The 19,586-nt window shown below is 64.7% G+C and carries 20 protein-coding genes and 1 tRNA gene; 12 read left to right on the top strand and 9 right to left on the bottom strand.

Annotated elements, in window-relative coordinates; translation table 11 throughout:
• Positions 1-299 precede the first annotated feature (299 nt).
• The 5 genes from pyk to gcl all read right to left on the bottom strand — a co-directional run bounded on the left by pyk (position 300) and on the right by gcl (position 6,960).
• On the bottom strand, positions 300-1,730 hold the full coding sequence (pyk, locus tag AC3B6A_RS17980) for a pyruvate kinase (RefSeq protein WP_488398555.1): 1,431 nt from the start codon (positions 1,728-1,730) through the stop codon (positions 300-302).
• Entirely contained in the window at positions 1,727-2,992 is a 1,266-nt protein-coding gene (locus AC3B6A_RS17975) for a glycerate kinase type-2 family protein (RefSeq protein ID WP_488398554.1), read from the bottom strand. Before AC3B6A_RS17975 ends, pyk begins: the two co-directional genes overlap by 4 nt.
• Positions 2,993-3,315: 323 nt before the next feature.
• A complete protein-coding gene (locus AC3B6A_RS17970; RefSeq protein ID WP_488398553.1) occupies positions 3,316-4,206 on the bottom strand; it encodes a 2-hydroxy-3-oxopropionate reductase in 891 nt (296 codons plus the stop codon).
• A 123-nt stretch (positions 4,207-4,329) separates the two neighbouring features.
• On the bottom strand, positions 4,330-5,112 hold the full coding sequence (gene hyi / locus AC3B6A_RS17965; protein WP_488398552.1) for a hydroxypyruvate isomerase: 783 nt from the start codon (positions 5,110-5,112) through the stop codon (positions 4,330-4,332).
• A gap of 72 nt (positions 5,113-5,184) precedes the next feature.
• Positions 5,185-6,960, bottom strand: coding sequence for a glyoxylate carboligase (gene gcl / locus AC3B6A_RS17960; RefSeq protein ID WP_488398551.1), 1,776 nt, complete (start codon positions 6,958-6,960; stop codon positions 5,185-5,187).
• A 342-nt stretch (positions 6,961-7,302) separates the two neighbouring features.
• Here gcl and AC3B6A_RS17955 point away from each other — a divergent pair, with 342 nt between their 5' ends.
• Positions 7,303-7,734 carry a GlcG/HbpS family heme-binding protein gene (locus AC3B6A_RS17955; protein WP_488398550.1) on the top strand — a complete coding sequence of 144 codons (432 nt, stop codon included), beginning with the start codon at positions 7,303-7,305 and terminating at the stop codon, positions 7,732-7,734.
• Between the two features lie 161 nt (positions 7,735-7,895).
• Here AC3B6A_RS17955 and AC3B6A_RS17950 read toward each other — a convergent pair whose 3' ends face one another.
• On the bottom strand, positions 7,896-8,549 hold the full coding sequence (locus AC3B6A_RS17950) for a TetR/AcrR family transcriptional regulator (RefSeq protein ID WP_488398549.1): 654 nt from the start codon (positions 8,547-8,549) through the stop codon (positions 7,896-7,898).
• Positions 8,550-8,749: 200 nt separating this feature from the next.
• Between AC3B6A_RS17950 and moaA the strand changes: the two genes are divergently transcribed.
• The 5 genes from moaA to AC3B6A_RS17925 all read left to right on the top strand — a co-directional run bounded on the left by moaA (position 8,750) and on the right by AC3B6A_RS17925 (position 12,174).
• Entirely contained in the window at positions 8,750-9,745 is a 996-nt protein-coding gene (moaA, locus tag AC3B6A_RS17945; RefSeq protein WP_488398548.1) for a GTP 3',8-cyclase MoaA, read from the top strand.
• Positions 9,746-9,872: 127 nt separating this feature from the next.
• On the top strand, positions 9,873-10,208 hold the full coding sequence (locus AC3B6A_RS17940) for a low molecular weight protein tyrosine phosphatase family protein (protein WP_488398547.1): 336 nt from the start codon (positions 9,873-9,875) through the stop codon (positions 10,206-10,208).
• Positions 10,205-10,690, top strand: coding sequence for a hypothetical protein (locus tag AC3B6A_RS17935; protein ID WP_488398546.1), 486 nt, complete (start codon positions 10,205-10,207; stop codon positions 10,688-10,690). Before AC3B6A_RS17940 ends, AC3B6A_RS17935 begins: the two co-directional genes overlap by 4 nt.
• Positions 10,691-10,822: 132 nt before the next feature.
• Positions 10,823-11,218 (top strand): PA2779 family protein, encoded by a 396-nt coding sequence (locus AC3B6A_RS17930; RefSeq protein WP_488398545.1) that lies wholly within the window; start codon positions 10,823-10,825, stop codon positions 11,216-11,218.
• Positions 11,219-11,229: 11 nt separating this feature from the next.
• Complete coding sequence (locus AC3B6A_RS17925) at positions 11,230-12,174, top strand: PA2778 family cysteine peptidase (protein ID WP_488403631.1); 945 nt, start codon at positions 11,230-11,232, stop codon at positions 12,172-12,174.
• A gap of 75 nt (positions 12,175-12,249) precedes the next feature.
• Here the strand turns inward: AC3B6A_RS17925 and AC3B6A_RS17920 are convergent, their stop codons facing one another.
• Positions 12,250-13,533 (bottom strand): NAD(P)/FAD-dependent oxidoreductase, encoded by a 1,284-nt coding sequence (locus tag AC3B6A_RS17920; RefSeq protein WP_488398544.1) that lies wholly within the window; start codon positions 13,531-13,533, stop codon positions 12,250-12,252.
• A 185-nt stretch (positions 13,534-13,718) separates the two neighbouring features.
• On the opposite strand from AC3B6A_RS17920, the gene AC3B6A_RS17915 reads away from it, so the two are divergent.
• Positions 13,719-13,795, top strand: a tRNA-Val gene (locus AC3B6A_RS17915).
• 118 nt (positions 13,796-13,913) lie between these two features.
• Positions 13,914-14,435, top strand: coding sequence for a DUF4946 domain-containing protein (locus AC3B6A_RS17910; RefSeq protein ID WP_488398543.1), 522 nt, complete (start codon positions 13,914-13,916; stop codon positions 14,433-14,435).
• A 78-nt stretch (positions 14,436-14,513) separates the two neighbouring features.
• Here the strand turns inward: AC3B6A_RS17910 and AC3B6A_RS17905 are convergent, their stop codons facing one another.
• Entirely contained in the window at positions 14,514-14,738 is a 225-nt protein-coding gene (locus AC3B6A_RS17905) for a hypothetical protein (protein WP_488398542.1), read from the bottom strand.
• A gap of 442 nt (positions 14,739-15,180) precedes the next feature.
• Positions 15,181-15,534 (bottom strand): histone-like nucleoid-structuring protein, MvaT/MvaU family, encoded by a 354-nt coding sequence (locus AC3B6A_RS17900; protein WP_488398541.1) that lies wholly within the window; start codon positions 15,532-15,534, stop codon positions 15,181-15,183.
• Positions 15,535-15,776: 242 nt separating this feature from the next.
• On the opposite strand from AC3B6A_RS17900, the gene AC3B6A_RS17895 reads away from it, so the two are divergent.
• From AC3B6A_RS17895 to rpmI, 4 genes are all read left to right on the top strand, one after another.
• The gene (locus AC3B6A_RS17895) at positions 15,777-16,610 is read left to right on the top strand and encodes an alpha/beta fold hydrolase (protein ID WP_488398540.1); all 834 of its coding nucleotides are present in this window, start codon (positions 15,777-15,779) and stop codon (positions 16,608-16,610) included.
• A gap of 244 nt (positions 16,611-16,854) precedes the next feature.
• Positions 16,855-18,777: a threonine--tRNA ligase gene (gene thrS / locus AC3B6A_RS17890; RefSeq protein ID WP_488398539.1), complete on the top strand. Its 1,923-nt coding sequence runs from the start codon at positions 16,855-16,857 to the stop codon at positions 18,775-18,777.
• Entirely contained in the window at positions 18,777-19,328 is a 552-nt protein-coding gene (infC, locus tag AC3B6A_RS17885) for a translation initiation factor IF-3 (RefSeq protein WP_275611977.1), read from the top strand. The genes thrS and infC overlap by 1 nt, the downstream gene beginning before the upstream one ends.
• Positions 19,329-19,388: 60 nt before the next feature.
• Entirely contained in the window at positions 19,389-19,583 is a 195-nt protein-coding gene (gene rpmI, locus AC3B6A_RS17880) for a 50S ribosomal protein L35 (protein WP_017516491.1), read from the top strand.
• Positions 19,584-19,586: the final 3 nt, after the last annotated feature.

Genomic DNA, 19,586 nt, shown 5'->3' with positions numbered 1-19,586 from the left:
GACGCCGGCATACGGGGCCGCGCCACGGGCTTGGAAAAGAAAGGAGGCGGCCGGCGGGATCGCCGCCAGCCGCCCCGAAAATCCATGGCCAGCATGGGAGTTGCTGCGTGGGGGCCATGGACCGACAAGCATTCGGTACTCATGCATTCGGTACCAAGGTCAAACCCGGACGGACGGGGACGCGGCCCCGTATTCCCGGCCCCGTCCGTCCGGGTGTGACGCGGTGCGGAGGCACGCTCGCGGGCGTGCCTCCTGAACCCGGTTGCCCTCTCCCGCGCACGGGAGCGGGGCTTTCATTCTTAAGCCTGCAACGCCGGCGCCACCGTCTCGATGCGCAGCATGTTGGTGCTGCCCGGCTGGCCGAAGGGCACGCCGGCGGTGATCACCACGGTGTCGCCACGGCGCGCCATGCGCTGGGCCAGGGCGATGTCCAGGGCGGTGGAGCAGATTTCGTCGACATGGGCGAGCTGCGCGTTGACCACCGAATGGACGCCCCAGGCCACCGTCAGGCGGCGGGCCGATTTCAGTTGCGGCGTCAGGCTCAGGATCGGCGCCTTTGGCCGCTCGCGGGAGGCGCGCAGGGTCGAGGCGCCGGACTCGGTGTAGTTCACCAGCACCGCCACCGGCAGGATGCGGCTGATCCGGCGGATCGCGCAGCTGATGGCGTCGGAGACGGTGGCGTCCGGCTCCGGACGGTTGATCTCCAGCGTGGCCTGGTAATCCGGCTCGGCTTCGACCTGGCGGATGATCTTCGCCATCATCTCCACCGCTTCGCGCGGGTACTGGCCCGAGGCGCTCTCGGCGCTGAGCATCACGCAGTCGGCGCCTTCGCTGACGGCGTTGGCCACGTCGGTCACCTCGGCGCGGGTCGGCGCCGGGGAGAAACGCATGGATTCGAGCATCTGGGTCGCCACCACCACCGGGCGGCCGAGCTGGCGGCAGACCTGGATGATGCGCTTCTGGATGCCCGGCACGCTTTCCGCCGGCATCTCCACGCCGAGGTCGCCACGGGCGACCATGATCGCGTCGGACAGGCGCGCGATGGCTTCGATGGACTGCACCGCCGAAGGCTTCTCGATCTTGGCCATGAGGAAGGCCTTGTCGCCGATCAGCGCGCGGGCTTCCTCGATGTCTTCGGGGCGCTGCACGAAGGACAGCGCGACCCAGTCCACGCCCAGCTCCAGGCCGAACGCCAGGTCACGGCGGTCCTTGGCGGTCAGCGGGCTGAGCTTGAGCACCGCCTCGGGCACGTTGACGCCCTTGCGGTCGGACAGCTCGCCGCTGTTCATCACGCGGGTCTCGATGGAGTCGGATTGGGCGTTGAGCACCTGCAGGCGAATCTTGCCGTCGTCCAGCAGCAGGCTCATGCCCGGCTCCAGCGCCTGGATGATTTCCGGGTGGGGCAGGGTGACGCGCTTGTCGTCGCCCGGCGCATCGTTCAGGTCGAGGGTGAAGGTCTGGCCCTTCTGCAACTGTACCGCGCCGCCTGCGAAACGCCCCACGCGCAGCTTCGGTCCCTGCAGGTCCATGAGGATGCCGATGGGGTAGTTCAGCTCGGCTTCCACTTCGCGCACCCAGGCGAAACGCTGGGCGTGGTCGCTGTATTCGCCGTGGCTGAAGTTCAGGCGGAACAGGTTGGCGCCGGCTTCCACCAGCGCGCGGATGTCGTCGCGGCTTTTGATCGCCGGGCCCAGGGTCGCGAGGATTTTCACTTTTTTATCGGGAGTCATTTTTCGAGGACCAGGATGGCGCGGAAGTCGTTGACGTTGGTGCGGGTCGGCCGGGTGATGACCAGGTCGCCCAGTTCGGCGAAGAAGCCGTAGCCGTTGTTGTCGTCGAGCTCGTGCAACGGGTTCAGGCCGGCCTTGAGCGCGCGGCTGTAGCTGCACGGGCTCATCAGGGCACCGGCGTTGCTTTCCATGCCGTCGATGCCGTCGGTGTCCCCCGCCAGGGCCCAGATGTTCGGTTCACCCTTGAGGTCGGCGGTGAGGCTGAGGAGAAACTCGGCGTTGCGTCCGCCACGGCCGCTGCCGCGTACGGTCACGGTGGTCTCGCCACCGGAGAGGATCAGGCACGGCGCCTTGATCGGCTGGCCATGCTTGCGGACCTGCCGGGCGATGCCGGCGTGGACCTTGGCCACCTCGCGGGATTCGCCCTCCAGGTCACCGAGGATCAGCGTCGGGATGCCCGCGGCCTGCGCCTTGGCGGCCACCGCGTCGAGGGCGTGCTGCGGCGTGGCGATCAGCGTGAAGTGGCTGCGCGACAGGCATTCGTCGCCGGGTTTGACGGTCTCCGAGCGCGGGTCTTCCAGCCAGGCGCGCACGTGCGCCGGGACGTCGATGGCGTAGCGCTTGAGGATCGCCAGGGCGTCGGCGGAGGTGGTCGGGTCGCCCACGGTGGGGCCGGAGGCGATCACCGTGGCCTCGTCGCCGGGCACGTCGGAAATCGCGTAGGTGTACACGCTGGCCGGCCAGCAGGCGCGGGCCAGGCGGCCGCCCTTGATGGCGGAGAGGTGCTTGCGCACGCAGTTCATTTCGCCGATGGCGGCGCCGGATTTCAGCAGCGCCTTGTTCAGGCTGCGCTTGTCGTCGAGGCTGATGCCCGCGGCCGGCAGGGCGAGCAGGGCGGAGCCGCCGCCGGAAAGCAGGAAGATCACCCGGTCGTTCTCGGTCAGCCCGCTGACCAGCTCCAGCACGCGGCGCGCGACGCGCTCGCCGGCGTCGTCCGGCACCGGGTGCGAGGCTTCCACCACTTCGATGCGGCGGCAGTCGGCGCCATAGCCGTAGGGCGCCACCACCAGGCCTTCGACCTGGCCGTTCCAGTGCTTCTCGGCGACTTCGGCCATCGCTCCGGCGGCCTTGCCGGCGCCGATGACGATGGTGCGGCCACCCTGGTCGGTGGGCAGGTGCCGGGCCAGCACCTGGGCCGGATGCGCGGCGGCGATGGCGGTGTCGAACAGCTCGCGCAGGAAGGCGCGTGGGTCCAGGCTCATGACAGGCTCCCGTGATTCTTGTTGTGGTGTTCCATGGCTCAGGCTTCTGTCTCCAGAAGACTCAGTGATGGAATCGAACGCCCCGGCCGGCGAGGCCGTGACTCCTTCCGGCCGGGTGTTCGAAGCGCTTTGCAGCATGACGGGCTAAGTCACTCCCATAACCTCGCCCGTCACCTTGCTCCGTCTGGCGGATAACGCCGTTGGCGTCATCCGCCCTACGTCGTGCTCTTCGTAGGATGGGTGGAGCTTGCGATACCCATCACCAATGGGTGCAGGGATCGATGGGTATCGCTTCGCTCCACGCCATCCTACGAGGCGGCTTCTCAGTCCTTGCGGATGGAGAAGTTGGCCATGTGCTCCAGGCCCTTGATCAGGCCGGAGTGGTCCCAGTTGCTGCCGCCGATGGCCGCGCAGGTGCTGAACACCTGCTGGGCGTTGGCGGTGTTGGGCAGGTTCAGGCCCAGTTCGCGGGCGCCGGCCAGGGCCAGGTTGAGGTCCTTCTGGTGCAGGCTGATGCGGAAGCCCGGGTCGAAGGTGCCCTTGACCATGCGCTCGCCGTGCACTTCGAGGATGCGCGAGGAGGCGAAGCCGCCCATCAGCGCTTCGCGCACCTTGGCCGGGTCGGCACCGTTCTTCGCGGCGAACAGCAGGGCTTCGGCGACGGCCTGGATGTTCAGGGCGACGATGATCTGGTTGGCCACCTTGGCGGTCTGGCCATCGCCATTGCCGCCGACGCGGGTGATGTTCTTGCCCATGGCCTGGAACAGCGGCAGGGCGCGTTCGAAGGTGTTCGGGTAGCCGCCGACCATGATGCTCAGGGTCGCCGCCTTGGCGCCGACTTCACCGCCGGAGACCGGGGCGTCCAGGTATTGCGCGCCGGTGGCCTTGATCTTCTCGGCGAAGGTCTTGGTGGCGGTGGGGGAGATCGAACTCATGTCGATCACCACCTTGTTCGGGCCCACGCCTTCGGCGATGCCGTCCTTGCGGAACAGCACGTCGTCGACCTGCGGGGTGTCCGGGACCATCACGATGATGAACTCGGCTTCCTGGGCGACTTCCCTGGGGTTGGCCAGGGCGATGGCGCCGCCTTCGACCAGGGCCGCCGGGGCGGCGTCGTGGTGGGTGGAAACGAAGAGCTGGTGACCGGCTTTCTGCAGGTTCTGCGCCATGGGCAGGCCCATGATGCCGGTGCCGATGAATCCGATTTTGGCCATGAGGAATTCTCCTGGTTGTTCTTGTTGGGCGTTCGGCTCCCCGCGTGCGCGGTTAGCCGATGAGCAGGCCGCAGGATGGGGCGGGCGGCGCTTCGCTCCACGCCATCCTGCGAAGTGAGTCGGTCACACCACGTTGTGGCTCTTCAGCCAGCCGAGGCCGGCTTCGGTGGTGGTTTTGGGCTTGTATTCGCAGCCGATCCAGCCGCGGTAGCCGATGCGCTCCAGGTGGTCGAACAGGAAGCGGTAGTTGATCTCGCCGGTGCCCGGTTCGTGGCGGCCGGGGTTGTCGGCCAGCTGGATGTGGTTGATCGCCGGGAGGTTCTTCTCCAGGGTCCGCGCCAGGTCACCTTCCATGATCTGCATGTGGTAGATGTCGTACTGCAGGAACAGGTTGGCGCTGCCGACCTTCTCGCGGAGCTCCAGGGCCTGCTGGGTGTTCTGCAGGTAGAAGCCGGGAATGTCGATCGTGTTGATCATCTCCATGACCAGCTTGATGCCCGCGGCTTCGAGCTTGCCCGCCGCGTACTCCAGGTTGTTCAGGAAGGTGTTCTCGATCGTCGCGCAGTCATGACCCTGCGGACGGATGCCGGCCAGGCAGTTGATCTGGGTGTTGCCCAGCACCTTGGCGTAGGCGATGGCCTTGTCGACGCCGGCGCGGAATTCCTCGACGCGGTCGGGGTGGCAGGCGATGCCGCGCTCACCCTTGGCCCAGTCGCCGGCGGGCAGGTTGAACAGCACCTGTTCGAGCTTGTTGGCGTCCAGGCGGGCCTTGATCGCCTCGGCCTCGACGTCATACGGGAAGAGGTACTCGACACCGCTGAAACCGGCGCGCGCGGCGGCTTCGAAGCGGTCGAGGAAATCCACTTCGGTGAACAGCATGGACAGGTTGGCGCAGAAACGGGGCATGTCGGGGGCCTCCTGATGGGCTTTCTTGCTTGTTTGCCGGGGCCCCGCCAGCGCGGGGCCCCAATGAACGTCTCAATCCAGCAGCGAGATGGCGGTCGGTGCGTCGACACCCCGCAGCGCCAGTTCCTCGAACTCGTTCACCGCGTTGATCTCGGTGCCCATGGAGATGTTGGTGACACGCTCCAGGATGACCTCGACCACCACCGGTACCCGGTGCTGCTGCATCAGCTCGCGGGCCTGGGCGAAGGCCGCGCCGATCTGGTTCGGGTCGAACACGCGGATCGCCTTGCAACCCAGCCCTTCGACCACGGAGACGTGATCCACGCCGTAGCCGTTGAGTTCCGGCGCGTTGACGTTGTCGAACGCCAGCTGCACGCAGTAGTCGATCTCGAAGCCGCGCTGCGCCTGGCGGATCAGGCCCAGGTAGGAGTTGTTCACCAGCACGTGGATGTACGGCAGGTTGAACTGCGCGCCGGCGGCCAGCTCCTCGACCATGAACTGGAAATCGTAGTCGCCCGACAGCGCGACGACCTGCCGGCCCGGGTCGGCCTTGACCACGCCCAGCGCCGCCGGAATGGTCCAGCCCAGCGGACCGGCCTGGCCGCAGTTGATCCAGTGGCGCGGCTTGTACACGTGCAGGAACTGCGCGCCGGCGATCTGCGACAGGCCGATGGTGCTGACGTAGCAGGTGTCCTTGCCGAAGAACTCGTTCATCTCTTCGTAGACGCGCTGCGGCTTGACCGGCACGTTGTCGAAGTGGGTCTTGCGCTGCATCGTGCGCTTGCGCTCGCGGCAGGCTTCGACCCAGGCGCTGCGGTCCTTCAGCTTGCCGGCGGCTTTCCACTCGCGGGCAACGATGAGGAACACGTCCAGGGCGGAGCCGGCGTCGGACACTATCCCTAAGTCCGGGGTGAACACGCGGCCGATCTGGGTCGGTTCGATGTCCACGTGCACGAATTTGCGGCCGGCGGTGTAGACGTCGACCGAGCCGGTGTGGCGGTTGGCCCAGCGGTTGCCGATGCCGAACACCATGTCCGATTCCAGCACGGTGGCGTTGCCATAGCGGTGCGAGGTCTGCAGGCCGCACATGCCGGCCATCAGCGGGTGATCGTCGGGGATGCTGCCCCAGCCCATCAGGGTCGGCACCACCGGCACGCCGGTCAGCTCGGCGAACTCCACCAGCTTGTCGGAGGCGTCGGCGTTGATGATGCCGCCGCCGGCGCAGATCAGCGGGCGCTCGGCGTCATTGAGCAGGGCCAGGGCCTTCTCGGCCTGGGCGCGGGTGGCCTTGGGCTTGTTCACCGGCAGCGGCTCGTAGGCGTCGATGTCGAACTCGATCTCGGCCATCTGCACGTCGAACGGCAGGTCGATCAGCACCGGGCCGGGGCGGCCGCTGCGCATTTCGAAGAAGGCCTTCTGGAAGGCGTAGGGCACCTGGCCCGGCTCCAGCACGGTGGTCGCCCACTTGGTCACCGGCTTGACGATGCTGGTGATGTCCACGGCCTGGAAGTCTTCCTTGTGCAGGCGCGCACGGGGAGCCTGGCCGGTGATGCAGAGGATCGGGATGGAATCGGCGGAGGCCGAATAGAGGCCGGTGACCATGTCGGTGCCGGCCGGGCCCGAGGTGCCGATGCACACGCCGATGTTGCCGGCGGTGGTGCGGGTGTAGCCCTCGGCCATGTGCGACGCGCCTTCGACGTGGCGGGCCAGGACGTGATCGATGCCACCGAGTTTCTTCATGGCCGCATACATGGGGTTGATGGCGGCGCCCGGCACGCCGAAGGCGGTATCGACCCCTTCGCGGCGCATCACCAGTACGGCAGCCTCGATTGCTCTCATTCTGGCCATATTTTGTTCCTCGGTTTTTATACTGATTGTGTACAAAATGTGAGGCGATTCTAGGCAGGCTCTCCGTTGAAGGTCAAGACGGGTTGTATACGGAGGAATGAGCGGTAGATTTTGCCGTGAAGCCTTTTGGCGCGCGGATTCCGGCGTCAGTTACGGTTGGTGAATCAAACCTTCGTTTGAAAAAATGTATACAAAATTATGTACGAATTGTCCTTTTTTGTTGCTTTGAGGGGAGCCTTCGGCTACTAGATTGCGTACAGATTTCTGATGCGCGTGTGCGCAGGCGATTGCCTGGCCGCACACCCGTGGCCCCGGCTTATCAACCTTGAAGAGGAACACCCCATGAGCACCCTGAGTCTGGAAACCGCACTGGACATCACCCGCCAGGCCCTGGCCGCCAGCCGCGAGCTGTCCACCGCGCCGCTGACCATCGCCGTGCTGGATGCCGGCGGGCATCTGGTGACCCTGCAGCGCGAGGACGGCGCGAGCCTGCTTCGCCCGCAGATCGCCATCGGCAAGGCGTGGGGCGCGGTGGCGCTGGGCAAGTCGTCGCGCGTGCTGGCGGCGGACGCGCAGCAGCGCCCGTCCTTCATCGCGGCGGTGAACACCCTGGCGCAGGGCAACGTGGTGCCGGCGCCGGGCGGCGTGCTGATCCGCAATCAGGCCAACGAAGTGATCGGCGCCATCGGCATCAGCGGCGACGCCTCGGACATCGACGAGCAATGCGCGATCCGCGGCGTGCAGGCGTCGGGCCTGGTGGCCGACGCGGGCTGATTTCTGTAGGAGCGAGCTTGCTCGCGAACCGCCGATTGCTCCGAATGCCTCAGGAGTGAAGCGGATTCGCGAGCAAGCTCGCGCCTACACGCACAGGTATGCCGCACCCCCGCAGGATGGGTGGAGCGAAGCGATACCCATGCCGCAGCAGCTGGAAACCGTCAGATCGACAACGGCCGCAACCGTCCCTGTGGTTTGGGCTCGCAGCCGTTGTCCGGCGCGGTGCCGCGCAGCACCAGGCGGGTGATGGTTTCGGTGGCGGCCTCGAAGTCGGCGTCGCTGAGGCTGGTCTTGCCGGTGACCATGGAGATCTGCCAGTCGAAATCGGCGTAGGTCTGGGTCGCCGCCCAGATGGTGAACAGCAGGTGATGCGGGTCCACCGGGGCCAGCAGGCCGCGGTCGATCCAGCTCTGCAGGCAGGCGATGTTGCGCTGCGCCTGGGCGTTCAGTTCGTCCAGGTACTCCTTCGGCAGGTGCGGCGCGCCGTGCATCAGTTCGCTGGCGAACACCTTGGACGCGTGCGGCAGCTCCTGGGAAATCCTCACCTTGGAACGGATGTAGGCCCTGAGCGCCTCGCCCGGTTCGTCGTCCTCGCGGAACGGCGCGGAAGCCTGCAGCAGCGGCTCGACGATGCTTTCCAGCACGCAGCGGTAGAGGTTTTCCTTGGTCTGGAAGTAGTAGTAGACGTTGGGCTTGGGCAGGCCGGCGCGAGCGGCGATGTCGCTGGTCTTGGTCGCCGCGAAGCCCTTTTCGGCGAATTCCTCGCTGGCTGCGCGCAGGATCAGGCGCCGGTTTCGCTCGCGAATGCTGGTCATGGGTGCTGGTCTTCTTGTGCTGCTGTGGTTGCCCAACCGAGCCGGGCATCGTAGCACCGGCCTCGCAACCCCCTCAAGGCGACGCGCCTCGGCGGGTTTCCTGACTTGCGGGTCTGATTCGTGTATATATCGGCAAGCGGCTAATGTATTGCCAGCGCACCTTCCTCTGGCCTGCCTGCCAACCGGAACCCTGACTGCCCATGCCTGATTCCCAACTGGTCGACCCCTTCGGCCGCCGCATCACCTACCTGCGCCTGTCGGTCACCGACCGCTGCGACTTCCGCTGCACCTACTGCATGAGCGAGGACATGCAGTTCCTGCCGCGCGACCAGGTGCTGAGCCTGGAAGAGCTGGAGGCGGTGGCGGATGCCTTCATCGGCCTGGGCGTGCGGCGTATCCGCATCACCGGCGGCGAGCCGCTGGTGCGCAAGGGGCTGACCAGCCTGCTGGCGAGGCTGGGCGCGCGGCCGGAGCTGGAAGACCTCGCCATCACCACCAATGGCTCGCAACTGCGCGAGCGCGCCGCCGAGCTGCGCGCCGCCGGCGTACGCCGGTTGAACATCAGCCTCGATTCCCTGCGCCGCGAACGTTTCGCCGCCTTCACCCGCACCGACAAGCTGGAGCAGGTGCTCGACGGCATCGATGCCGCGCGCGAGGCGGGCTTCGAGCGGATCAAGCTGAACACCGTGGTGCAGAAGGGGCGCAACGACGACGAAGTCTGCGACCTGGTGGCCTTCGCCCTGGGCAAGGGGCTGGACATCAGCTTCATCGAGGAAATGCCGCTGGGCAGCATCAGCAGCCATGAGCGCAAGGTCACCCTGTGCAGCAGCGACGAGGTGCGCGCGCACCTGGCCGAGCGCTGGCAACTGCTGCCGACGCCCGAGCGCAGCGGCGGACCGTCGCGCTATTACCGCATCGATGGCCATGCCAGCCGCATCGGCTTCATCTCGCCGCACAGCCACAACTTCTGTGGCGACTGCAACCGCGTGCGGGTGACCGCCGAAGGCAAGCTGGTGCTGTGCCTGGGCCATGAGGGCGCGCTGGACCTGCGCCGCCTGCTGCGCGAGCACCCCGGCGACGTCGCCCGCCTGCGCGGGGCGCTGATGGAGGCGCTGCGGCTCAAGCCCGAGCGCCATCACTTCGACGCCGAGCAGCAGGTGCAGGTGCTGCGCTTCATGAGCGTGACCGGCGGCTGAACCCTTCCGCGCCGGGCAGCGGAACCCGGAATTTCTCGAGTGGCAGGAGGCCGGCGGCCTCGCCCTGGGCGCATATCTTCCCTAGAATCGCCGCTGCCGTTCGCGCGCCAGCCGTAGGGAGGATGAAGTGCGCCGCGCTTTGTTCATCTGCAGCCGCAACCGCCTGCGCAGCCCGACCGCTGAAAGCGTCTTCGCCAGTTGGCCGGACGTCGAGACCGACTCCGCCGGGCTGGCGCCGGACGCGGAAGTCCCGCTGAGCGCCGAGCAACTGGAGTGGGCCGATCTGGTCTTCGTCATGGAGCGGCGGCAGCGGCAGGTGCTGCTGCGCCGGTTCCCGCAGGCGATGCGCGGCAAGCGGCTGATCTGCCTGGACATCCCCGACGACTACGCCTACCTGCAGCCGGAGCTGGTGCTCCTGCTGGAGCGCAAGGCCGGTCCCTTCCTGCGGCGGGAGGGGGCATGAGCGAGCTCCGCATTCCGCTGCGCGAGGGGGTAATGGTCTGTCCCGGCTTCCGCATCCAGGCGCAGCCCGAACCTTCCCTGGAAATCGACGGTGACCTGCTCTGGGCGCTGGAGCAGCCGCGCTGGTGCGACCTGGCTGTCGAGCTGGAAGAGCGCGATGGCGCCTGGTGGGTCACGCCGCTGCCGCTGGAGCGCCAGGCTGGCGTCGCTCCGCAGCGGGTGATCGGCTGGCGCGACGAGCCGGTGCGCATCGAACAGCCCGAAGGCATCGAGGATGCCGAGGCCGCCATCCACTGGTGGCGCGGCGGCGCGGTCGCCGATGTGCGCGGGCGCATCAGCCATCATTCCTGGGGGCGCCTGCTGCGCGTGGAGGGCGGCGGCTTCGGGGTTGAGCACATGCTCTTTCCCCGTGGGCACGCCTGCGTCTACCTGGGGCATCTCGACGCCGATTGGCGCGCATTACGCTTCGAACTCTTTTCCTGACCTAGCATCTTAATAGTTAGCGGCCCAGCGGTTGGCGCCGACATGGCGGGAGCGTTGCGGCTTGCCGGCTTTTGCGCCGAGCGGCAGCACCTCGTGCCTTTGAGCATGTAGTCAATGATGAGGTGACCCAGAATGACACTAACAAAGCGGGTGAAGAGCCTTGCAGCCGTGCTGGTGCTGGCGCAATTGGGCGTGGTGGCGGAGGTTCCGCTGGCACAGGCGAGCATGGTCGCTACCGGTGAGGTGCTGCAGGCGCAGCAACAACAGGTCGACCGTGAACAATTGCTGAAGATGCTCGATGACCAGGGCGTGCAGAAAAAGCTGCAGTCCATGGGCGTTGAGCGCAGTCAGGTCGAGCAGCGCATCAAGAGCCTCTCCAACGAGGAGCTGGCGCAGTTCAACCAGCAGCTGGACCAGGCGCCCGCCGGTGGCATCATCGGCATCATCCTGCTGTTCCTGCTGATCTTCATCATCACCGACGTTCTCTGCATCACCCACATCTTCACCTTCGTCAGGTGCCAGCGTTGAGTCGCTGGGCCATGGCTGCCGCGCTGGCGGCGGCCGTGGCGCTCGGCGGCTGCGCCCAGGCGCCGAAGTTGCCGCCGGCTGTGGAGGCGTTGCCCGAGCGCGTGGAGCTGCGCGAGGTGCAGTTCTTCCCGCAGCAGGAGTTCCAGTGCGGCCCCGCCGCGCTGGCGACCATGCTCAACCAGCGCGGCGTGCGGGTGACGCCGCGGCAGCTGAAGGAGCGCGTGTTCCTCCCGCAGCGCCAGGGCAGCCTGCAGGTGGAGCTGGTGGCGGCGGCGCGGGAGAAGGGCATGCTGGTCTATCCGCTGCGGCCGCGCCTGGAGGATGTGCTGAGCGAGGTGGCGGCGGGCAACCCGGTGCTGGTCCTGCAGAACCAGGGGCTGGATTGGCTGCCGATGTGGCACTTCGCGGTGGTGGTCGGTTTCGACCGGCAGCGCCATGAGCTGATCCTGCGTTCGGGGATCACCGAGCGGCTGGTGATCGACTTCACCGCCTTCGACGTCACCTGGGCGCGCAGCAATCGCTGGGCGGTGCTGACCTTGCCGGCGGATCGCCTGCCGGCCACGGTGGAGCCGACCGCCTGGCTGCGCGCCGCCCATGACCTGGAGGAGACCGGCCAGCCGGCCCTGGCCGAGCAGGCCTATCGCACGGCGACCCGGGCCTGGCCGCAGGACGCGCTGGGCTGGTTCGCCCTGGCCAATGCGCGGTACGCGGGTGGCGACCTGGCCGATGCGGAGTCGGCCTTGCGGCAAAGCGTGGCTGCGCGTCCCGATTTCGCCGCGGGCTGGTTCAACCTGGGCAATGTGCTGGGCGAGCGTGGCTGCCCGCAGCAGGCGCATGAGGCGGGCAGCTGTGCGGCCCGGCTGGCGCCGGCGGACCCGCGATTTTCGGTGGTTCCCGGTGGGGCTGCGGACTCCGCTGCCCGTTGCGAGTCGCTGCCGGCGTGCCCGGGCGGCTGAACCTGTTCCGGTCTTTGCGGGTGGAAAAGAAAACGGCGCCTCAGGGCGCCGTTGTTCTTCGTGCGGAGCGGAGCGTCAGACGCCCAGCTTGTCGCGCAGGTTGTAGTACCAGGCGCCCATCGCGGTGAAGGGCACGCGGAACATGCGGCCGCCCGGGAACGGGTAGTGCGGCAGGTCGGCGAAGGCGTCGAAGCGCTCGGCCTGGCCGCGCAGGGCCTCGGCCAGCACCTTGCCGGCGAGGTGGGTGTAGGTCACGCCGTGGCCGGAGCAGCCCTGGGAGTAATAGATGTTGTCGCCGATGCGGCCAACCTGCGGCAGACGCGACAGGGTCAGCAGGAAATTGCCGGTCCAGGCGAAGTCGATCTTCACGTTCTTCAGCTGCGGGAACACCTTGAGCATCTTCGGACGGATGATCGCCTCGATGTCGGCCGGGTCGCGCGCACCGTAGATCACGCCGCCGCCGAAGATCAGGCGCTTGTCGCCGGAGAGGCGGTAGTAGTCCAGCAGGTAGTTGCAGTCTTCGATGCAGTAGTCCTGCGGCAGCAGGCCCCTGGCCTGTTCGTCGCTCAGCGGCTCGGTGGTGATCACCTGGGTGCCGCAGGGCATCGACTTGGACGCCAGTTCCGGCACCAGGCCACCGAGGTAGGCGTTACCGGCGACCACCACGAACTTGGCCTTCACGCGGCCTTTCGGGGTGTGCACCACCGGGTTGGCGCCGCGGTCGATGCGTACGGCCGGGCTCTGCTCGTGGATCGCGCCACCCAGGGACTCCACGGCCGCGGCTTCGCCCAGGGCGAGGTTCAGCGGATGGACATGGCCGCCGCTCATGTCGAGCATGCCGCCGATGTAGCTGTCGGTGGCGACGACTTCGCGGATGCGCTTGGCGTCCATCAGTTCCAGCTGGGTATGGCCGTAGCGTTCCCACAGCTTCTTCTGGGCTTCCAGGTGGCCCATCTGCTTGGTGCTGAGGGCCGCGAACACGCCGCCGTCCTTCAGGTCGCACTGGATGTTGTACTTGGCGATGCGCTCGCGAATGATGCGGCCGCCTTCAAAGGCCATCTGGCCCAGCAGTTGCGCCTGCTTGGCGCCGACGGTGCGTTCGATGACGTCGATGTCGCGGCTGTAGCTGTTGACGATCTGGCCGCCGTTACGGCCCGAAGCGCCGAAGCCGACCTTGGCGGCTTCCAGTACGGTGACCTTGAAGCCGTTCTCCAGCAGGAACAGCGCGGTGGACAGGCCGGTGTAGCCGGCGCCGATCACGCAGACGTCGGTCTCCACCTCGCCCTGCAGCTCAGGACGGGCCGGGACCGGGTTGGCCGAGGCTGCGTAATAGGAAGTGGGGTAGGGAGTGTGCGGCATAATGCACCTGTGTTTGTTATTTTTTACGAGATAGGTGGATGCTACCTGAGTCGAATCGGGTCGGCTAGTATCCGTGCAAAATAATTTACGGACGGTCGAACATAAAAAAATTCACTTTTTCAGTGGCTTAGCGAAAAAAGTGCTTGACGCTCCAAAACGATCGCGTAGAATGCGCCCACATCGACAGGCACATAGCTCAGTTGGTTAGAGCACCACCTTGACATGGTGGGGGTCGTTGGTTCGAGTCCAATTGTGCCTACCAAACATAATCGCTTCGGCGATTGCAAAAAGGGCGATCCGAAAGGATCGCCCTTTTTGTTTGCCCGCAGAAAAGCTGGCTCGCCTGTTATGGTGTCTCCTGGGGTGTGTTGGAGGTGGTGATGAGCGCTCTGCGATTCTGTTTGTTGCTCGGCGCGCTGTTGGCGTCGGAGCAGGCGCTGGCGGAGATGCAGGTGATCTGGCCGAGCGGCTGGAGTGTTTCGCGCTCGCCGGCGGAGGCGGTGGCCGATGCCCCGGTGATCCGCCAGCGCGGTGTGCGCCTGGCGGAGGATGGCGCCCAGGAACTGGTCATGGAGGTCACGCGCAGTCGCCTGGGTGGCAGCGCTTCCATCAATGTGTCGAATGTCATCGTCGAGATGCGCAAGGCGTTGCAGAAGGATTTCCTCCGCCAGGGCTTCCTGGCTGCGTGCAGCAAGCCCCTGGATACGAAGCTGGGCGGGCTGGATGGCCTGGAGGTGCATTGCGGCATCAGCCAGAACGGCACCGAGGTACTGAAGCAGACCCTGCAGGTGGCGCTGGGTGATGGAGCGGCTTATTCGCTGACCTATGCCGTGCCGTCGGAGCGCTATGCGGCGCTGGCGGGCGAGATCGAATCGGTGAAGGCGGGGATCAGTCTGCGCTGACCTTTCTGGCGTTGCTTCCTTTATATGGGAGGCAGAAAAGCAAAAGCCCCGCTTCGGCGGGGCTTTTCATTTTCAGGCTCAGGCGGCGAGGGTGGCTTGCACTCGCTGGATGACCGCGTTCAGCGGTGCTTCGTCCTGGTATTGCTGGGGGTACAGGCGCTCGGTGTGCTTGGCGATGCCATGCTCGTTCACCAGCGTGAAGCTGAAGCCGTGCTTGCGCTTGGCCTGGATGACGCAGTTCAGAGGGGCGAAAGCCACCGAAAGGGTGTGAATCGCCTCCTGGATTTGCAGGGAGGTTTTCATTGTCTTGTCTTTCCAAATAGGTAACGGCCTTGTGACCGTTGAAATCGTAAAAAGCTCCGGGTGCAATCTGAGGATGCAGAAGGCGTGTGACCGGAATATGGCAGCGAATGGAAACTTGAGGGTCGGTTCGCGTCAGTCTGCAGTGTTGGGTGAAAGCAGTTGAACTGACGTGGGCGCTATCGCTCGGGCAAACTTTCCTGGCGCGGTTGGCGTGCTCTGGAATCGATGCGGAGGATGCGCTGGCCGTGGCCCTGTAGTAACCAGCTTCAACCCTGGATCAAGGTAGGGGAGTGCTGGGAGGGGCGACCTTAGGTTTGGTACTCGCGTGCGGAATTATATGGATTTCTGTCGGCAATGGCCAGTTGGTCTTCGGCCGTTGGTCAGAATCATTGCGAGACGGTAAAGAAAACCGCAGGGCGGGAGCGCCCTGCGGTTTTTCGTCTTACTTCTGCAGCCAGGATTCGACGATTTCGGCGCCGAACTGTTGCTTCCAGGCTTTCAGGGTCTTGTGATTGCCGCCCTTGGTCTCGATGATTTCGCCGGTATTGGGGTTCTTGTAGGTCTTCAGCTGGCGGCTGCGGCGATGCTGGGTCGGCGCCGGTTCGCCGGGGGCCTGCGGGTCGAGAATGTCGATGACATTGCGCAGGTTCATGCCGTACTGGTCCATCAGGGCTTGCAGTTGGTCCTTGAACTCCAGTTCTTTTTTCAGGCTGCTGTCATTCTTGAGTTTTTCCAGCAGGGCGAGTTGTTCTTTGAGCTGGCGTTCGGCTTCGCGGAATTCCGCAAGTTTGGACATCTTATGCTCCCGTGGGCAGGGGTGAATTGTTGGGGGATTTTCTGTTTTTGTTGTTGTCGGCGTCAACTGCGGATATGAATTATTGCGAGCCGTAAAATAAGCCTTAAATGTCAGGGCTGTGTTATTCGGGGCGCAGATTAGTTGCTGCTTGAGGGATAATGCGCGGACTAAAGGGGCAGGCTTTCGTCAAGTCCCTCTGAATATTGTGTGCTTTGTTGTGGTGCGTTGAGTGCGAGTGCTGGATGAATAGAGAGTACGTGCGGTATCGGGTCAATGATTATGAGCTCGCCTGCCAGGCGGCGGGGCAGGGTGTGCCGCTTGTGCTGGTTCATGGATCGCTCTGCGATTCCCGCTATTGGCAGGGGCAGTTTGCGGCGTTATCGACTCGCTATCGCGTAGTGGCCCCCAGCCTGCGCCACTATTTCCCTGAGCGGTGGGATGGCGAAGGCGCGGGGTTCACGACGGAGCAGCATGTGAGCGATCTGCTGGCATTGCTGGATCAGTTGCCCGGTCCGGTGCATTTGCTCGGGCATTCGAGGGGCGGCAATCTTTGTCTGCGTGTGGCCTTGATGGCGCCGCAGAAGTTGCGCTCCCTGACGCTGGCCGATCCCGGCGGAGATTTTGCGGAAGATGTATTCCGTATGGCGGGTTTGGTTCCGCCGGTATCTCCGGTTGCGCGCAATCAGTTTCGTCAGCAGGCGCTGGCAATGATTCGCGCCGGTCAGGTTGGCGAGGGGTTGCAGCTCTTCGTCGATACTGTCAGCGGTGCGGGTGTGTGGGCGCGCTCCTCCCGCCAGTTCCGCGAAATGGCCACGGCCAATGCCATGACGCTGGTGGGGCAGGTGGAGGACCATCCGCCGCCGATTTCCCAAGTTCAGCTCGAACAGCTGCAATTACCGGTTCTGCTGATCGGTGGCGCGAAGAGTCCGGAGCCCTTTCCGCGGATTCTCCAGGCACTGCAATCGACCTTGGCGGATGTCCGTGCTGCGACGATTCCCGGCGCCTCCCATGGCATGAACGTGATCCGTCCGGCTGCCTTCAATCGCGCCGTGCTGGAGTTTGTCGAGCAATACTGAGGCAAGTCAGGGTTACCGCTCGTCAGCTATCCAAAGTTGCAGTAACATCCCACGCCTTGCCCGCTATCGCCCGCGGGCAGGTTTCATCCGATTTCTTCCAGTGATCTCCGTCCGCGCGTGCAAGCGCAGGGTGCCGACAAGGCGCCTGCCACTGTGGGGCAGGCCTACCCGGCGGGCGACGCTTACTGGCACATCCCAACCCATGTGGCCTTTCGTAGGGGTCACCACTAGGAGAGGAGGCGCCATGCCCATCATTACTCTTCCCGACGGTAGTCAGCGTTCCTTCGATCATCCGGTCAGCGTGGCCGAGGTGGCGCAATCCATTGGTGCGGGCCTGGCGAAAGCCACCCTGGCCGGCAAGGTCAACGGCCGCCTGGTCGATGCCAGCGACATCATCGACAGTGATGCGACCCTGCAGATCATCACCCCGAAGGACGAGGACGGGCTGGAAATCATCCGCCACTCCTGCGCTCACCTGGTGGGCCATGCGGTCAAGCAGCTGTACCCGACCGCCAGGATGGTCATCGGTCCGGTGATCGACGAAGGCTTCTATTACGACATCGCCTTCGAGCGTCCCTTCACGCCGGAAGACATGGCTGCCATCGAAAAGCGCATGGCCGAGCTGATCGACAAGGACTACGACGTCATCAAGAAGATGACTCCGCGTGCCGAAGTCATCGAGACCTTCAAGGCCCGTGGTGAGGAGTACAAGCTGCGCCTCATCGACGACATGCCGGACGAGAAGGCCATGGGCCTGTACTTCCATGAGGAGTACGTGGACATGTGCCGTGGCCCGCACGTGCCGAACACCCGCTTCCTGAAGGCTTTCAAGCTGACCAAGATTTCCGGTGCCTACTGGCGCGGTGATTCGAAGAACGAGCAGCTGCAGCGTGTCTACGGCACCGCCTGGGCGGACAAGAAGCAGCTGGCCGCCTATGTCCAGCGCATCGAGGAAGCCGAGAAGCGCGATCACCGCCGCATCGGCAAGCAGCTCGACCTCTTCCATCTCCAGGAAGAAGCGCCGGGCATGGTCTTCTGGCACCCGAACGGCTGGACCGTCTATCAGGTGCTCGAGCAGTACATGCGCAAGGTGCAGCGTGACCACGGCTATGTGGAAGTTCGCACCCCGCAGGTCGTCGATCGCATCCTCTGGGAGCGCTCGGGCCACTGGTCGAACTACGCCGAGAACATGTTCACCACTTCGTCGGAAAGTCGCGACTTCGCGGTCAAGCCGATGAACTGCCCGTGCCACGTGCAGATCTTCAACCAGGGTCTGAAGTCCTACCGCGACCTGCCGCTGCGCCTCGCCGAGTTCGGCGCCTGCCACCGTAACGAGCCGTCCGGTGCGCTGCACGGCATCATGCGCGTGCGTGGCTTCACTCAGGACGACGCCCACATCTTCTGCACCGAAGAGCAGGTGAAGAAGGAAGCGGCCGACTTCATCAAGCTGACCCTGCAGGTCTATTCGGACTTCGGCTTCAGCGACATCTCCATGAAGCTGTCCACCCGTCCGGCCAAGCGCGTCGGTTCCGAAGAACTGTGGGATCGCGCCGAAGGTGCGCTGGCCGATGCGCTGAACGAGTCCGGCCTGGAGTGGGAATACCAGCCGGGCGAGGGCGCCTTCTACGGCCCGAAGATCGAGTTCACCCTGAAGGACTGCCTCGGCCGCAACTGGCAGTGCGGCACCCTGCAGTACGACCCGAACCTGCCGGAGCGCCTGGACGCCAGCTACATCGCCGAAGACAACAGCCGCACCCGTCCGGTGATGCTGCACCGCGCCATTCTTGGTTCCTTCGAGCGCTTCATCGGCATGCTGATCGAGCACTACGCCGGCCTGTTCCCGGCCTGGCTCGCGCCGACCCAGGCGGTGGTGATGAATATCACTGACAAGCAGGGCGAATGGGCCGAGGAAGTGGGGCGTCAGCTCGAGCAAAGCGGATTCCGTGCCAAGTCCGACTTGAGAAACGAGAAAATCGGCTTTAAAATCCGCGAGCATACTTTGCTCAAGGTTCCCTACCTCCTGGTTATTGGAGACAGGGAAGTTGAATCGCAGGCCGTCGCCGTACGTACGCGCGAAGGGGAAGACCTCGGCTCCATGCCGATCTCCCAGTTCGTCGAGCTGCTGGCTCGAGCGGTTTCCCGGCGTGGTCGCCAAGACTCGGAGTAATCATTATTAAGCGTGAAATGAGACAGGATAAGCGGGCTCTCCCGAAACCGCCGATCAACGAGAATATCACCGCCCGTGAGGTTCGTCTGATTGGTGCTGACGGTCAGCAGATAGGAGTGGTGTCCCTCGACGAGGCCCTCCGTCAAGCCGACGAGGCCAAGCTGGACCTGGTAGAAATTTCTGCTGATGCGGTGCCCCCTGTCTGCCGCATCATGGACTACGGCAAGCACCTCTTCGAGAAGAAGAAGCAGGCCGCCGCTGCGAAGAAGAACCAGCACCAGCAACAGATCAAAGAAATCAAGTTTCGTCCAGGGACGGAAGAAGGGGATTACCAGGTAAAACTACGCAACCTGGTACGTTTCCTTAATGAAGGGGACAAGGCCAAGGTATCGCTTCGATTCCGTGGTCGTGAGATGGCCCACCAGGAGCTGGGCATGGAGCTGTTGAAGCGGGTCGAGAACGACCTCGCCGAATTCGGCACCGTGGAACAGCATCCAAAGCTGGAAGGACGCCAGCTGATGATGGTCATCGCTCCCAAGAAGCGTAAATAACCTCCCGGGCACTGGCAGGCCTGATGGTTATCAGTTGTTAACGAATGCGGAGTACTAAACATGCCAAAGATGAAAACCAAGAGTGGCGCTAAGAAGCGCTTCAAAGTGACTGCTGGTGGCATCAAGCACAAGCACGCTTTCAAGAGCCACATCCTGACCAAAATGACCACCAAGCGTAAGCGTCAGCTGCGCGGCACTTCGATGCTCGCTGCTTCCGACGTTCGCCGTGTAGCACGCTCCCTGCGTCTGCGTTGATTT

Source organism: Pseudomonas sp. B12(2026), from assembly GCF_057767015.1.
This window is presented reverse-complemented; position numbering and strand designations above follow the sequence as displayed.